The organism is Litchfieldia stipae (genome assembly GCF_014837155.1).
Taxonomy (GTDB): domain Bacteria; phylum Bacillota; class Bacilli; order Bacillales; family Bacillaceae_L; genus Litchfieldia.
This window is the reverse complement of record NZ_JACYHA010000028.1, coordinates 13,876-30,504: the sequence shown is the minus strand read 5'-3', so window position 1 is coordinate 30,504 and position 16,629 is coordinate 13,876. Positions and strand designations below refer to the sequence as shown.

Annotated in this window: 10 protein-coding genes and 7 pseudogenes; 2 read left to right on the top strand and 15 right to left on the bottom strand. The window is 35.9% G+C overall.

The window, feature by feature from the left end:
• The first annotated feature begins 267 nt into the window (after window positions 1–267).
• Entirely contained in the window at window positions 268–1,881 is a 1,614-nt protein-coding gene (locus F7888_RS20440) for a multicopper oxidase family protein (protein ID WP_191782889.1), read from the top strand.
• Window positions 1,882–2,002: 121 nt separating this feature from the next.
• Here the strand turns inward: F7888_RS20440 and F7888_RS23140 are convergent.
• Window positions 2,003–2,634: pseudogene (locus F7888_RS23140) on the bottom strand (stage II sporulation protein P).
• A gap of 964 nt (window positions 2,635–3,598) precedes the next feature.
• Window positions 3,599–4,219 (bottom strand): YdhK family protein, encoded by a 621-nt coding sequence (locus F7888_RS20425; protein ID WP_191782887.1) that lies wholly within the window; start codon window positions 4,217–4,219, stop codon window positions 3,599–3,601.
• A gap of 212 nt (window positions 4,220–4,431) precedes the next feature.
• Here F7888_RS20425 and F7888_RS22760 point away from each other — a divergent pair.
• Window positions 4,432–4,811: pseudogene (locus F7888_RS22760) on the top strand (ferritin-like domain-containing protein); the annotation flags it as partial.
• Between the two features lie 604 nt (window positions 4,812–5,415).
• Here the strand turns inward: F7888_RS22760 and F7888_RS20420 are convergent.
• The 13 genes and pseudogenes from F7888_RS20420 to F7888_RS20365 all read right to left on the bottom strand — a co-directional run.
• A pseudogene (locus F7888_RS20420) lies at window positions 5,416–5,599 on the bottom strand (DUF3231 family protein); the annotation flags it as partial.
• 281 nt (window positions 5,600–5,880) lie between these two features.
• Complete coding sequence (locus F7888_RS20415; protein WP_191782885.1) at window positions 5,881–6,069, bottom strand: hypothetical protein; 189 nt, start codon at window positions 6,067–6,069, stop codon at window positions 5,881–5,883.
• Window positions 6,059–6,850 (bottom strand): ExeA family protein, encoded by a 792-nt coding sequence (locus F7888_RS20410; RefSeq protein WP_191782884.1) that lies wholly within the window; start codon window positions 6,848–6,850, stop codon window positions 6,059–6,061. Before F7888_RS20410 ends, F7888_RS20415 begins: the two co-directional genes overlap by 11 nt.
• Window positions 6,844–7,446, bottom strand: a pseudogene (locus F7888_RS20405) (Mu transposase C-terminal domain-containing protein); the annotation flags it as partial. The gene F7888_RS20410 and the pseudogene F7888_RS20405, both read right to left, overlap by 7 nt.
• A gap of 110 nt (window positions 7,447–7,556) precedes the next feature.
• On the bottom strand, window positions 7,557–8,579 hold the full coding sequence (locus F7888_RS20400) for a tyrosine-type recombinase/integrase (protein ID WP_191782882.1): 1,023 nt from the start codon (window positions 8,577–8,579) through the stop codon (window positions 7,557–7,559).
• On the bottom strand, window positions 8,576–9,541 hold the full coding sequence (locus F7888_RS20395) for a tyrosine-type recombinase/integrase (protein ID WP_191782880.1): 966 nt from the start codon (window positions 9,539–9,541) through the stop codon (window positions 8,576–8,578). The genes F7888_RS20400 and F7888_RS20395 overlap by 4 nt, the downstream gene beginning before the upstream one ends.
• Window positions 9,542–10,540 (bottom strand): annotated as a pseudogene (locus F7888_RS20390) (site-specific integrase).
• Window positions 10,541–10,901: 361 nt separating this feature from the next.
• Window positions 10,902–11,711: pseudogene (locus F7888_RS20385) on the bottom strand (DDE-type integrase/transposase/recombinase); the annotation flags it as partial.
• Window positions 11,712–11,846: 135 nt separating this feature from the next.
• A complete protein-coding gene (locus tag F7888_RS20380; protein ID WP_191782878.1) occupies window positions 11,847–12,173 on the bottom strand; it encodes a hypothetical protein in 327 nt (108 codons plus the stop codon).
• A gap of 36 nt (window positions 12,174–12,209) precedes the next feature.
• Window positions 12,210–12,407: pseudogene (locus tag F7888_RS23135) on the bottom strand (DUF6431 domain-containing protein); the annotation flags it as partial.
• Between the two features lie 352 nt (window positions 12,408–12,759).
• Complete coding sequence (locus F7888_RS20375) at window positions 12,760–13,482, bottom strand: hypothetical protein (RefSeq protein WP_191782876.1); 723 nt, start codon at window positions 13,480–13,482, stop codon at window positions 12,760–12,762.
• The gene (locus tag F7888_RS20370) at window positions 13,482–15,257 is read right to left on the bottom strand and encodes a site-specific integrase (protein WP_191782874.1); all 1,776 of its coding nucleotides are present in this window, start codon (window positions 15,255–15,257) and stop codon (window positions 13,482–13,484) included. The genes F7888_RS20375 and F7888_RS20370 overlap by 1 nt, the downstream gene beginning before the upstream one ends.
• Window positions 15,254–16,621, bottom strand: coding sequence for a hypothetical protein (locus tag F7888_RS20365; protein WP_191782872.1), 1,368 nt, complete (start codon window positions 16,619–16,621; stop codon window positions 15,254–15,256). The genes F7888_RS20370 and F7888_RS20365 overlap by 4 nt, the downstream gene beginning before the upstream one ends.
• Window positions 16,622–16,629 lie beyond the last annotated feature (8 nt).

The following is a 16,629-nucleotide window of genomic DNA, read 5'->3' as shown; positions in this document are numbered from 1 at the left end:
AGAGTCAACTTAGTAATATTGTGTGAAAATCCATTAAACCTGCACATATTACTATTAAAATATTACTTTTGGTTGTAACTCAAACTGAATTTATAGAAATTAGAAAGACCATGAGAAGTATCTAATAGAACATGTAGAGTTTAAACTTAACCGATTTTTAAAATCAGTACGATAACAAAAACAGCATGTTACTTTTTATAAAAACTCCATTATTTCTGCAAAATTATTTATTATTATCAACTTGATAAACTAGTAGGAGGGAAACTAATGAAACTAAAATTAACGTTAATTTTGGCAGCTACCCTGTTCATCCTAACTGCATGTTCCTCAAACCAAAGTGGAGAAATGAACAGTAAGGAACATGGGGATATGGATCAAGAAAATATAGGTGAAGAAATTGAATCAGAAGAACCAAAAGAGGGATTTGAAACGACATCTATTGAAACGTTAACAGGTAATGAAATCAACATTGTAGCGAAAGAAGTGTCTCATCAAATAAATAATGAAGTAACTATAAATGCTTGGACTTTCAACGGTTCTGTTCCTGGGTCGCAGATTCGTGTCAAGGAAGGTGAAAAGGTAAAGATTCATTTAAAAAATGAACTATCCGATCCTGTTACCATTCACTGGCACGGAATTCCTTTACCAAATGAAATGGACGGAATTCCAGGTGTCACACAAAATGCGGTTCAGCCTGGTGAGACGTTTACGTATGAATTCATAGCCACTCACCCTGGTACCTATATGTACCATACACATCAAGAGGCGGTTAATCAAATGGATAAAGGTCTCTATGGTTCTTTTATTGTAGAACCTAAGGAAGCAACATATGATAGAGATTTTACTCTTATGTTAGATGAATGGATAAGTAACTCAGAAGATGCTGAATCTATGAGTGGCGGTATGGATGGAATGGACCATAGCAATATGAGCAGTGACATGGACGGAATGGATCATAATGAAATGGGTTCAAGTGATTCAGAAGATCAAGAACATAGTGAAGGTATGGGTCATGACATGTCAATTTATGACATTTTTACGATCAATGGAAAAAGTGGAGATGCAATTGAACCTTTAAAAGTTAAAGAAGGAGAAACCGTTCGTTTACGACTAGCGAATGTCGGCTATATGTCCCACAATATGCACCTTCATGGTCATGAATTTAAAGTTGTAGCTATTGATGGGCAGGAGTTAAACGAACCAGAGGTAATCAAGGATCAGCTGATTTCAATTGCACCAGGTGAGCGCTATGACATTGAATTTACTGCAAATAATCCTGGAGAATGGTACCTTGAGTGTCACGGAGATATGGAAGGAACTGATGGAATGAAAGCATTGATTCAATACGAAGGAAATAGTGAATCGATTGACCAATCGGACCAAAGTGAAAGTTTACCAGTTTTTAATTTTACCAATTATGGTGGTTCAATAGCTGGAGAATTCACTTTAGATCAACAGTATGACATTGAATACTCGATGGATCTTAACGGAAATAATATGGAAAATGTTTGGACAATAAATGACAAATCCTTTCCTGATATTAGTGGACTTTCTGTCAAGGAAGGCGATTTAATTAAAGTTAAACTTACAAACAATTCTCCAATGGGCGTTGATCACCCGATGCATTTACATGGACATTTCTTCCAAGTTCTAAGCAAAAATGGTAAGCCATTAGAAGGTTCACCGATTATAAAGGATACACTAAATGTAAAATCTGGGGAAGAATATGTGGTCGCCTTTAAAGCAGATAATCCAGGGAATTGGTTGTTCCATTGTCATGACTTACATCATGCAACAGCAGGAATGGTAGACCTCATAAAGTATGAAGGATTCCAGCCAAACTTTACACCAGATCCAAATGCAAACAATAAGCCAGAGTGATCTCTTAGTCTTATATAGAGTTAAAAATGCGGCCTGAATATAGCCGCATTTTTTGTATCTTATCTAATTTAGATAGTATATACCCAATTTCCCCTTCATCATAACACTAAGCAAGTGAAAGTTATTGTGCCATTACTTTTTCTGCTGCCCAATAATACTCACTTATGACTTCTGCTAATGCCTCAGTTGTCCGTTCTAATTCTTCCATAGTATTATCAACTCCCCCAATTTCAATAATAATTGAATTTGAAGATAGATCTTGGTTATAGACCCCATTCCCTTGGTTTTTTCCTTTTTCAAAAATACCTCTTGAAAGACCATAGTATTTCTCTTCTATCGCTTCATTAATCTCTTTAGCAAAATTTAAGTTTTTTCATAATTATGATGATCAGTACCAATAATGAAAAAGAGCCTAGCGTAAGATTTACCATCTATTGAAATTGTTGTAACATCCTTTCTTTGAGAATCACGATTAATATCAAATATATAATTCAAATCTTTGTTTGTTGCCAAAGCAGAGGTAACAACTTCCCGAGACACCTTATATGAACTGTAATAGTTTAATCCTCTATTATTTTGCATTTTTACAACATCCGTAGTGTCAACCTCCACTCCTATCCCTTTACTTTCTAAGGCTTCTCCTAGCTTCTTTCCAACCATTGTTATATTGACCTTTGAATCATGGGCTCTGTCTGGATCTGTTTCACCTTCTAAATAAGGTAAAAAGGACTCTCTACTATGTAAATGATGAATGTAAACTACTTTTTTCCATTCGTTGAATTAATAAATAAGCATTCTCAGTTCCTATTAGATATAGTAGAAATTGCTCGAAATAATGAACCTTATTGTGCAGAAAAAGTATATCCTTTGGCACCTTTAGCAGCATAAGTTAATTACCTTATAACTGAACATATATCATCAAAAGTTGCTTTATTGAATGTTTACTTATTCATAGGATATCCAAGAAAGCAGGGAGTACTGGAATACTTAAACACATGGGCACAGACTCATTCCATTAGCAAAACCGGTCTCCACCCCTTGGATAGGCATGAGGAAGGAACGAGAGGGCAAAAGACCCCGTAGAGACATGGGAGGGAAAGCTTCCAGGGGCATCGTGTAGAATGCTTGCAGTATATGGAATAAGTGGAGTTATGATTCACTCCTCTATTCCCACATGCCTTCGTGTAGCCTTATTTCTATTACTTATTCCATATAAAGTCGTTATTCTTATATGTGGATTTGGAATCCTGCGAATAAGCGAGTATTTAAGAGTAAATTGAATCAAACTGAGGGAGCTTAAGTACATTCTTACAAAAAGTCACATGAAAATGTATACTTTTGTTGCACAGTAATGGTCTTCTATGTAATACAAAAGTTACTCCATAATCTTGCAGATTGTTGAGGATTACGCAAAAAGTGCAGAGACCCTTATTTAATCTCTGCATCATTACTATGAGTGGTTATCAGACATTTACGATGTAATAGTGTTTACCTTTTAAACTTGCCATTGTATTTATTATCTTATTACAGCAATAGAGTCAGGTCAAAATTATGAATTCAATATTTAACTGTCTAATTCATCAAGTTGTTTTGTTTTGTTTTAAAAAAATTCTTCATTATCACGGTAAGTAGTTTTTTTGATACTAATGTTACACACGACCTAAAGAATGTCGTGATTGCCCACTTTTTCAATAAGTTGGGCTATTTTTTTATTCACTTATTCTAAAGGTGAAAGTTCTTCTTCTGTGACCCACATATGATTTGTTATTTCTTCTCCAGTTTCATCATCAGTATAATCCACCATATAAACAGTTGTTTGTTCAGCAGTGTCAATGGTTGAGGTGGCATCATCCATTCCTTCCATATGTTCTGCATTTAAAACCACTTCATCACCTGGTTTATACGGTTCAACACCAGCATTTTTAAGTTCTTCGTAAACCACCCATTTATGATTTTCTACAGGTTCACCGCCATTTGTAGGAGTATATGTAACCGAATAAACTTTAGTATCAAAAGCTCCTGAAACAGTTGCTTCAGCTCCATTCATCCCTGGCATATGATCCGCATTTATAACAACTTTACTACCAACTGGATAGGTAGGATTTTCTGACTCCAAAATACCTTCTGGAATCTCTCCTGAACCTGAGTGATTCATACCTGAATGATCCATTCCATCCATAGAATCTGATTCCCCTTCATTTTCATCCATATTTTCAAGGGTATCAGATTCAGAGTCTGCATTTTCATTTGGAGCAGATTTATCATTACCAGCACATGCAGCTAAAAGGAATACCAGCAATAATGAAGCTAATCCTAGCAATACTTTTTTATTTTTCACTATTTTCATCCTCTCTAACTCATTTAGCCTATATTAATTATCAATAAAATGTGCAGATTTTATGCAAATATCTGGGACTTATTGAGTAATTTTCCCTAGTTTATTTACAAAAAAATGCAACTGTTTCAGATGCATGTAAGAATGAGTTTAATTTTTATGAAAATAACATGTATTTAAATCATAATGGTCAACATTATTATGATTAGTATCGTATACCAAATGACATTCAACTTGTAAATGCTATTCTGAAAGCCATAAATGCAGTGTATAGCGCTTTTGCTTGTTAAATGAAGTTAGCCAAGATGGGACCTCCAATGGATGAAAGGAACAGAATTCTTGAGATACAAAAGGATGACGAACGCCGTCATCTCGAAGAATTCAGTAGAATTTATACAAATTTAACAGAAAAAAATCCATTTTATCAAATTATTGAGTAATGTTCAGAAAATTATAGAGCCAGAATAGAATTTGCTTTTAAAGATAAACAAGTAGCTGTGATTTTTATTTAGATATAGCAGATAAAGCGAAGGATCAACTTATTAAAGAAAGGGTTCTACAAGCAGCTGCAGACGAACAAAATCACGCTGTATGGTCAGATAATATAAAGGTAACACACATCAACCGGCAAATTAACAATTACGGTGCTAAGGGGGCATTAAGTGTCTCAACATTAACTTTACTTCAAATGTTGACTTTTGCCCTTCAAGACGAATACCTAGTTCAAGCAAGATATGACAATATTCTAAGAAACTTTGGATATATATATATTTGCACAAATAATAGAAGCTGAATTGAGGCATATAAATGCTTATTACCACTTTTGGAACGTTATCAGGTACCGTTACCTGAAGATAAATCGCAGTCATTAGTTACAACTCCAGAAAGAATTAAGACAGCTTATGCTGCTGGCGTTCAAGGGGAAATAGACAATAATACTATATACGAAAGGTTTCTATCACTCGCGCAGTATTTAGTCTACTGCGTAATACAAGAGTCAACCTGGATCGTTTGCAGAAGACCGATCTTATTGAAAATCAATCATTTTTTATAACATTTTTGCTTCTCAAAACTATGGTTTTATATCTTTTATTACTAGCTCGATTGCAGTGGTAAACAGTCTGTCATTCTTTGGTACACTGTTTTGTCATTTGGTGGTAAATGCTATGTCAGAGGTGGTACATTTTAATGTCTGTAATCATTATCTGCTTTTTTTGTTTTCCGAATGTCTTTAACAGCTTCTTCAAAAAGAGCTTTTATTTTTTCATCTTCTATGATGGATAACATATATTTGTTTACAGTATCAACGGCTGTTCCGTTTACATATTCGCCCCACAATGTCCCTATTTCGGCAGATGTAAGTTTTAAACCCTCTTTATCCATTGGTATCCAACCCTTCATAATGATTAGGTATTCATGTGTAGAAGAGAATAAATTATATTGAAAATTTCAGGAGAATTAATAAGAAATGAGGATTGAATAGCATGAGGCTTTACTATGGAGCATAACTTAATATGAGAGGGAGCCTCACCAATACAGGGTTCCCTCTTGTCCGCAGACACCTTCGATGTCGGTTGAATTGCCAGTGGCGGTGACGTGGCAACTCACTAATAGTCACCCTCAATGCCACTGGCATTTATGAAAGACAAATTCGTTGTCGTAGTTTAAAACGGAAAATCCTCAAGCTGTTCATTCAACTCTTTTTTTAGTAAACCATTCAATTGATTTAAAGCATTTTTCATCTCTGTTAACTCATGTATCTCCGTTCTTAATCGCTCAACAGTTGCTTCCATCTCCGCAATCCCTTTTTTCAATTGGTCATAATACTGGATATTTTCTCTTCTACAACTCATTCATCACTCGATGGATATGGGATTCTCCCACAATCTTATTGCCTTGAATAAAGGCATCTAATAAGCTTTGACTACAAAGTGTATTGATTTTCCTTGGAATCCCTTGGCTAAAGTTATAGATGGATTGGATCGCTTCTTCAGAAAAGATCTCATGGGGTGTTTCAACCACTTTTAACTGATGACAGATATAAGCATTTGTTTCTTCTTCCGTTAACCCACTCAATTGGTACCGCATTTGAATGCGTTGGTCAATCGCCTCGAGATGTTTCACCTTAAGTAGATTTCGTAAACTTGGCTGTCCGACCACCACTAATGATAATGGAGACATTGAATCTTCTTTGAAATTGAGAATGAAGCGTAATTCCTGAAGCATAGATTCGGAAAAGTGATGAGCTTCATCTAATATAATGACAGGTAATTTCTTATCATTTTCATAAATATCTAACATCAAGGACTGGTATTGGCGCTTAACATCTGTAGACCTGAAAGCAGGTTGGATGCCGAAGTTCTGCAGAACTTCTCGATAAAAGAGTTTTGGAGTCAGAGAAGAATCACATATATAAAGGTAGTGATAATGAATCGGATCCAATTGATGAACTAGCGACCGGATGGCCGTTGACTTTCCCATCCCAGCTTCCCCCGTCAAAAGGCAAAATTGACGGTGTTTAACAGCGTATTCTAATCGAGCTGCAGCCTCCTTTTGGCAGGAAGAATGAAACAAGTGCTTCGGCATGATTTCACGAGTAAAAGGAACATCTTTCATTTCAAAAAAATCTAACATTTTTCATTCCCCCTTGATTGTTTTTCTTTTAACTTGGTAAAACTAGTTGTACCAACTTGTTTTCGTTTTTCCTCTTCTTGCTTTTTCTTCAATTGTTCCAAAAAACTAGAGGCAGCAACAGGGCCATGATCATGATCTGTATCGTTCGGTAATTTGGAATGTCTTTGGTTGCGAAATTCTGCAGGCTGCGCATCCTCAAAGCGTTCATTATCCTTCCATACTTGAATCGTGGATAAATCAAAAGGATTATAGCGGATTTGAATTCGTTTCCCACGTAAGGAGGAATCTACATCATATAAATTTCCGTCAACATCAATAACTGCTGTTTTTCGAACGGTTCTCTCTTCTTCCCAAAGGAAAATCTCTTTTAAGATTTCAGCCGAAAGGTGACGGGTATGTTCTGATTTTGCTTCATATCGTTTTTTAGGTGTTTGTTTCGTACTACGATGAACTCGGTTATCATACGCCTCTAACCAAGACCGTAAGAAATCATTCAATTGTTTTAATGTCGTAAGTTTACCTTGATTAATTAATAGATTCGCCTCTCCAGTAAAGCTACTATCTATGAATTGGAAAAATTTTTCAATTTTTCCTTTCTTACGTAAATCTTTACATAAGAAAGGTTACGTTAAGACCTCCGTTATGTAAAGATTGCCCTCCAACATGGCGTTAACAACGAAAGCCTTAACAATATTTCTTTACATAATTATCTACGATTGAAACTCTTAAGCCAGTCTTTCAGATTTGAATCATTATCCCAATCGGCTTCTTCTGAAGGCACGATTTCCTTGCTTGCCGCCTCGATGGCTAGTCTTTTATGCATTGCATCTGCCCTTGCATACATTTCTGTCGTTTTCACGCTTACATGCCCAAGCAAATCCCGAATATAAATTAAATCTACACCCGATTCGACCAACCCCATAGCTGTTGTGTGTCTCATTTTATGCGGACTAAAGTCTGCAGAAATCATATCTGGGGCAATTCTTCGGGCCATTTTTGTATATTTTCCTACGATATAATTAATTCCTTGTCTAGTGAATGGTTCATTCATGTGGTTTTTAAACAGCCATTCATCCAGCTTCTCGTGTCTGTCGTATCTTTTTTGAACTAGATATTTATGAATAAAAGGGATTGTATTGCGCATTAGCGGTACATATCTACTTTTTTGCCCTTTCCCGCGAACCAATAATGTGAAGGGCTCCTGTAACGACAGATCTTTTACGCGGATTTTTGTTAATTCACTGACACGGATTCCAGTTGTATACAGAAGGGATAAAATAAGGTAATCCCGCAACCCGTTCTGCCGGCTCAAATCCACTTGGTCGATTAATAACGCCACACCATCAGTTTTAAGATAAGAAATTTCCTTTTGCGGTGCCTTCTTGACCGGTATGCCAAGAATTTTCTGGTATTCATCTATGTGCTCAGGAAATTCGTACATAAGGAAGCGGATAAAGCTGTTCAAAGCTGCTTGTCTTTGGTTTCTTGTCGATATTCCATTTGACCGCGTTACCTGAAGCCAGTTTAGGTAATCAACCATATTTTTGCGAGTAAGGTCAGATATATCTACCCTATCGGCAGAAATTCGATGTTCATCCTGCATATATGTTAGAAAAAGGATAAAGGAATATCTATACGAATCAATCGTCTGAGGGGTGCTTCCGCAATTGTTCGGAAGGTAACCTGTAAAATATTTGTTCAAATATACGGCGAAATTGGTTTTTTTCATAATGTGGTTACCTCCCCGAACACCTTATCTAGTTTTGATTTAAACTTTTCCTCAATATATGGATAAATACCCATGGTTAGCCTGATATAACGTTCTGTTGCAAATATTGTTTTATGCCCCAAATAGGTGGACAGGATTGGAAGGGCGACATACATATCCATGCCAGCATCAACCATCTTCTTGAAGGAGTATACGGCCATCGTATGCCTCCAATCGTGGATTCTAGGCCCCTTCCCATCCCCAAGATAAGGAATTTCAGCCTGCTGGAGGAATAACCTGTGCACATCATAAATGGTATCCCCACTCATTCTACCGCCGGTAGAAGTGGTGAAAATATAGTCTCTGTCATCCAGCAAGTAAAAGCATTTTTCCGCAAATTGTTTCACGAGTACCCTTAGATCTTCCCCTAATACGATATAGCGCTCGCAGTCGTTTTTGGTTTCAAACAGCTTGACAATCCCATTCTCCAAATCCACATCCTGTTTTCGTATCCCCAGAGTCTCATTGATTCTTGTACCGCAACAATACAACAGGCGGAATAAGACTGGGTATTGGATTGCGGCCTTTCGGTTTCGGGCAGATTCGTAGGTATCCACTGCGTGGAAATACCTTCTTATTTCATCCTTTGTATAAATATAGGGTTGGAATTCCGTCGGTTTAAATTTGATATCCCTGGTAACATATACACTGTAGCCCTTCTGGCTGAGGAACATAAGAAAACGCTTGACTCCATTAATCCGAGAATAATGTGTAGTTGTGGCTTCAGCATCTTTTTTTTGTAGCCACTTTACAGCATCTTCTGCAGTGAATATAGGTTTTTTAATCCCTTGTCGGATGCAGAAACTGTCAAAATGACGCAGATGGGTACAAAAACTAGCAGCCTTATAGCCCGAAGCCACTTTATATTCAAGATAGGCATTCATTTCATCGGCAAATACAGAGTGGAATACTGGTCTGGTCATTCATTGCACCTCCCATCTAAAATGTGCTGAATGCAGTTCGGGCATGGGAAGGGGGCATTGCTTCAGTTTCTTTACATCGACAGCTAGATATATTTTGGTTGTTTCCGTATTTTGATGCCCCATGACGGTGCTAATGACGGGCATGGATACGTTTCTTTTTAGCATGTTGGTCGCAAGACTATGCCGCAAGGAATGGGCACCATGCTTCTTTTCCTTCCAATTTTTAATGTTCGCCTTGCCCATATATTTTGAAACAATGGAGTGGACGGTCGGGGAGGAAAGCGGCTGTCCTTTTTTGACAGTATCAGCAGCTACAATAATTTCCTAAGCGTTCGTTTTCGGGCGGCCATGCTTTAGATAATCGATGATGGCATTTCCGACAGATGAAAGCAGGGGATATTCTACCGGTATATCAGTCTTACTTTGGTTAAATCTAATGACATTATTATCCCAGTCAATCTGAGTGAACCGGAAGCTCACGATATCCTTTGTACGCCAGCCATATTCCGCAGCTAAAAGTAAAATAAGGTAATCCCTTTTTCCGATCGAAGATGAACGCTCCACGGTAGAAATCACGCTGCTTATTTCTTGTTCTTCGTATGTTGTGGGGATTTTACAATGCTTTTTATAATTATCAGCGAGAACAAAAATGGAACAGTCCCTTTTTGTCAGTCCGTTATCGTAAGTATGTCGTAGAAAAATCCGTAAAGTTGATCCGCCGTTATGTCTTGAGGCAAGGGAGTAATCCATAGATTTAAAAAAGTTTTCTACTATGTCTACATTCAATTCTTCCAGGGCCAAGGCACGCTCGTTGATGAACATATGAAATTCGTATAAATACTGTTTCTTATTTCTTATCGTTTCATCGGATAGATGGAGGACGTTTCTAGCATATGAAAGATATGATTCTATGGTTTTACCAATTTCACCTTCAAAAATCCGTTCAACCCGAGGGGTGCGGAATTCAAAATCTCCATCCTTTAGGTAAGAAATCAACATTCGTACTGCCCTTAGTTTTACCTGATCCTTTTTGTTTTCAATTTCCGTTAGGATGTGACCCCCAAAAACCTCATTACAGTATGCAAGTCCGATAGACTCGGAGAAATTCGTGTGTTGATGTTCTTTCATCCATTGATGTAGCCTGTCCCATTCTGCTTTGATTTTCTGGTAATGCATATCGCCATATTCACGGCTGATTAATTCATCTTCACACAGGGAAACCAGCTCTTTAAAATCCATGACCATAACCAAACCCTCCTAATATGTTTGGTTACTTCGTAACACAGGTGGTTTGTTATGTAAAGAAATATGAAACAAGTATAGGGTTATCCTTGAAGAAAGACCTATTTTTTTACATAACGAAAGTCTTAACGTAACCTTTTGACTCTGGCGAGTATGGCTTAGCGTGAACGAGTTTCGTACCCATTCTTGCGCACATAATTTTAAATTGTTTGGTACTATATACCGAACCATTATCGCAAAAGAAAAGATTTGGAACGCCATATTTTATAACAGCTTTTTGAACACAACGTTCTAGGCGAGGATATCTCTCCTCCATAAAAAATTCTGCGTGCATAATTTTTCTACTATGATCATCAATTATGGCGATAAGGTAAGCTTTTTTTCGTTTTTCTGGGTTCTTTGGGTCAGGTAAATACAGAGTGTGCTGGGTATCTGCTTGCCAACAATCATTTGGTGTATCATGTTCAAAGTGGCGGAACTCTTTCTTTACCGCGCGGTAAAGGTCTTTTTTACTCCAACCCATTTCTTGAAAGTATCGAGATAGAGTTCGTGGTTTTATCACACCTATTGGAACCGTTCCTTCCATTTCAAGAATTCGAATCACCTGTTCAACGCTTCTGCTAGGTAATTCCCTTCGTAGTTCTATTGCCCGTTTCAGTATCTCAGGATTTTGGTTCCGCAAGCTTCCTCTTTTTTCTCTAGTTTGGGGTTTGAGACCTTCAAATCCATCTTTTTCATACGCTTGAAGATATCTTTCTAAGGAGCGAATACTCACTGTATTCTTCTCACTACCCGGGATTGTGTATCTTTGTTTCGCAATTTCCTTCAAAAGGGCATACCTCTCCCCAGGTTGTAGTTGTCGTTGAACGATTGGTGCAATTAACCCAAATCGAAAGGCAGCTACTTCGTTTCTTAACGTATCATTCATCTCTTTTTCTCCTCTCACTCCGCAAAATAGTAAACAACTCTCATTTTCCTCAAATTTTGTACTCTGAGGTAGGGACATATTTTGTGGAGCAAGTAATTGGAAAAAATGATATATTCTGTTAAATGGTCCGACATGTCAACTATCTTTCCTTATGGAAAATGGTTGGCGGAGATTGAGCATAGAAAAAAGCCTTCCTTTACAAGGAACTTGAGTATTTTTCCCAAAAAAGAAGGTGAGAAGAAGTTGTAGCTCTTCATTAGAACTCATCCCCCCACGATAAACGGATAAGACTCCATCGCCTTCTTGAAAATCAAATACCAATCTCTTTCGTTGTTCAATCCACCAACTCCCCCAGAAGTCCTGAAATTGATGTTTCCAACGATATAATGTTTTAAGAGAGATCACTGAAACGGAAGAGGTCGTTAACCAATCACTCAATCGGAATACAGGCACACCCTCCATTAACCACCTTCCTAAAAATTCGTAAATATGATTCGCAAACCTTCCCCATGGGAAAGTAAAACAGGGCATTAGAGTAAAGGTTTTATTACAATCTGGACATCTCCTACGCATGATAGGAATCCGAAAGGATTGATGCTTAAAATGAATCGTCTTGTCATATTGTCCGTGTCTTCTAGTTAACCTTCCACAACATGGACAAAAAACATCTTCATCAAAGGTTTCGATGAATTTCATATACTTCTTGAAGGTAAGGGGACATTCTAGTAAAATAGACATTATAGTGTGAGGTTATTTGTTCTCTGGCCGCCAAGCAAAGAGGAACAAATAACCTTTTCCTTTTCTAGATTAAGAGCCGTCAGCTCTACAGACCATTATACTATGGTCAACAGGGCTGACGGCTCTTTCTTTTCATATTCTCCGACAAAAATAAAGACCAAACATTACTAAATAGCGACATTAGGGCTGGCCCCGAACACCCTCTCTATTTGCATAAAAATCAACAATATTATTTAACATATCTTTTTTAAAAGAAGTAGGTTATTCAACTTCAATTAAAGAATAAATGTACTTAGGTTTTAATTAAGAATTAAAAGTCAATATCATCAAAAGCACTTTTCTGTTTTCCATCTTTAATCGAAACTAAATTATGTCTTTGTTTTTGAAATTCTTCAAATTTATATGCAGCAGTAGGTTCACTAAAAATTGTATCAAATAATTTATTTACAGGTTTACTTCTAGATTTTCCGGTAGTCATCATATTTACAAGAGGTACATCAGAATCCACGCTGTAATCCATCAAAGCAAAAAGCACTTGTTCTAGATTCTCAGCAACACCTTTCCATTCCTGAGTCTTGTCTTTTTGTTCCGCTAAGCTTACTTCAAGATTCCGAACTTTTGTTTGCAGTACTTTATTTTTATTCATATATCGCTTGGCTTTAGATTCATTCATTTTTAAAAGGCTGATTAATTTATTTTTATCTTCTTGCTTACCTGTAAAATGCTTATTAATGGCATCTTGTGTATCGATAATTCTCTCTATTTCATCAGTTCCACTTTCAACGGTATGTTCAAGGACTTGATTAAATTTAGCGATAGTAACAGTACCTTGCCGATTAGGCTTTCTCCAATAATCCTCAGACAGTTTATATTCGATTTCGTTGTTATTATAAAGTTCTACTGAAAATCGATAAACTTCCATAGGCTTAACTATTCCATCAATCCGTTTTTCATTGACAAATCGTTGAACTATCTGGTCGATTTCAGATTGTGGGAATAACTTAGCTTTTCTACCTCTATTACTTTTCTTCATCAGTCTTCGACCCTCTCACTGATTGATAGCATTTTAGCATAATTGTTAATGGCTTCCTCAAGCTCCTTAGAAGCAAGAGTTAAATCCTGATTAATTTGCATATTGTGTTCTTGAAATTCTAAATCACTTGAATTAGAGAGTGCTAATTTATAAAGATTTAGTAGCGTAGAAGTTAATCGATCAACATCTCTCTTGCTTTCTTTAATTATCTCTTCTATTTGTCTAGTTTTTTCAAGATACTCATCTGTTGAAATTCGCCAGTCGTCACACAACATACAATGCTTTACTCTACATAATTGTAGAGGGTCTGTACAATATCCGATCTTCATTTTTCGTTTCGTTTTCTCACAAGTGGGTGGTTTGAAAATAAACTTCTTTTTAAATTCATCACTAAGAGCAGATGGAATCTCATTTAGTGATGACCTGTCGCCTACACTCTGTTTTTTCTTCTGTTCATCTAAATTGAAACGGATCATCAGTTTTAAAACATCTGTATCGACCCAATACTCAGTATGTTGATGATAATGGTATTGCGCTCTAACTGTCGTATGCCCCCCTAGACGCGCAATTTCTACCGGGTGGTATCCCTGCCTCATTAGATTTAAAAATGCGAAATGACGAGTATCTCCGGGTCTTATTTGTTGATCTATATCATAGAAATCTTCCCTATCATCTTTTCTATCTAGAATAGATATTTCCTTATCAACTTTTGCATAAGGTTTGATTGTTTTACCATATATATTGGTGATTATATATTTGTAAAAATTCTTCAATATTTTCCCTAAAATATCAAGCGTGAAGTAATCAGGATCAACTTTATTTCGCATTTGATTTTGGGTTCCATTATGAGCTACAGAACGATACGAAATTAGTGTTTTTGATTCTCCAAACATTGTCGTTTGTTCAATATATTCTTCAATTTCTTGATACATATTACTTGGTATCCTTATTTTGTCAATCACTTGGATTTGACTTTTGTATTTTGGTTGCTTATATCGAGGTAATCGTATATATGTTTTTTTGTTTTCAATAAATAAACAATCTCGGTGAATCTTACAAAATTCAGAAGGGCGCATCGGTATTAAGTTAGTGAGGTTCCACCAAATATATAAAGGATAGTAATAATAATACTCATTGGATCTGGGTTCCACCTGCCTAAAGAAATCATCCAGAAACCAAGAGAACATTAAAATATCCTTTGATTTGGGTAATTTTCGCACAGCCCTATTTCCCGTTACGTTTAATTCTTCTTTTACATCTATTAATATCTGAGTATAAATACTATCCGAATCCAACTCTTCATAAAAGTCAAAAAAGTTTAGCATAGTATAGGCAATCAAATATCTATTTTCCTCGTTTTCTCTTTTTAATATATTACGTATTTTTTCCTCATCTTTAATCAAGAAACATTCAGTTATCTCAATAAACTCTATAATTTTATTAAGGTATTTCTTTACCAAAGGAGCGCTACGAGTTTTTATGATATTTGCAGTCCAACATTTTACAATTAGTATAAAATCTTTTTTGGCTATTAAGTCACTGTTAGTGAATGTATTATTAAAGTCTATAAAGTTAAGGTTAATTCTTGTCTTTGTAACCGGATTTTCCATTGTCCATATACTTTTTTCAAAATAACATTCCGTTATGTCACTTTTATTGTTCTCATCTTTTAATATCTCTTTTGCTTGTTCGATACTGTAAGTTATATCAAATTTCTCATCCGAAAATTCATCTAATAATTCAATTTCTTGATTAATCTTAAAGGAAACCGTCATGAATAATCACCCACTTGAATGTATGGCTTTAGACTAGGTATTGCTTTTGTCTCTGTTCTCAATTGGTCAATACCACCTTTAATAAAGAAACTTACTTCTTTTTCACCAAAACGTGTTACTGCTTGTCTCATCAATGCTAATTCTGAATACAATAACTTAGCAATTCTAGACTTTTCAGCAGGTAAGTTAGTCGAATAGAACTCATTATGAAATTCTTTCACTTTTATTGCTATGCTATCACCTAATGAAGATAGAGCATAAAAGTTAGGTATTGATAATGGACATTGTTGACAGTCTCTCCCCTTAAATATACATCCATCTTCTCCTAATAAACACTGATAGTTTTCTTGTTTAGCTGGCATTTGATTTAATTTAATTAAGTTAAATCTATCTCCTAATTCCTCATTTGATAATCCTATAATTATTTCGCCTACAACATCTTTTTCCTTTTCTAGAGCCTCGATATATCCCGCTAACTCTTCAATTTTGTAAATGCTACCAAATAAATCTCTCATCACCAACGCTTGTTTAGTACGCTCTTCACGATCTTCTGGAGCTTCTCCTAAGACTAAAACAGACATCATATCGTAGATATATCCAAAGTTTCCTAAACCAAATAATTGTGTTGTTATAAAGTCGAGATGTTCTTGTGGAATTTCTACATAAACATTTGTTATTTCTACATCAGAATGGCTTCTGATATATTTCGTAATTTCAAGAGGGTTACGGTTTGTCATTTTTTTAATAACATCATACATATAACTAATGAGTGTACGATTAGCCTTTAATGATTGAAACTCTATTGATTTTGGAAAATCCTTAAAAAATGCATTATGAGAGCCTATTGTAAAGTCATGATTTGTACCCTCGAAATCTATTAAACAATCACTGCTAGGTGTAAATTCTTTACATCTTAATTCACAAATAGCAGCAGCTGTAGCAAAAGCTTCTTTTAATTCTCTTGAACAAATGAACCTTCTATCCTTTTTGTTTTTACCATGTTTAAAACGCTTTCTTTTTAACTGATTTACAATCATATCCACATCATCATCTGATAAGGTATTTTCTTTGAACCAATCAAGGTCTTTTACTGAAGTATTTGTTAAATCGATACGTGGTAATAACGTAACATCAAAATGTCTCCAAGCATTATTAAGATGAATCACGACGTATAACCATGTAGAAGCATACCTGTCATATTTAATGTCTCCTGAGATGTTCTGGATATCTTTTAAAGAATTCTCTTTATGTTTTGATATGTTTCTTACATAATCCATAAGTGATAAGTACTGTTCCACAGGATAAATACTTTTTTCTTTATTTGAAGGGTTTTCTCGATACTTTACTTTCGGATTATTTATCAATGACAGAT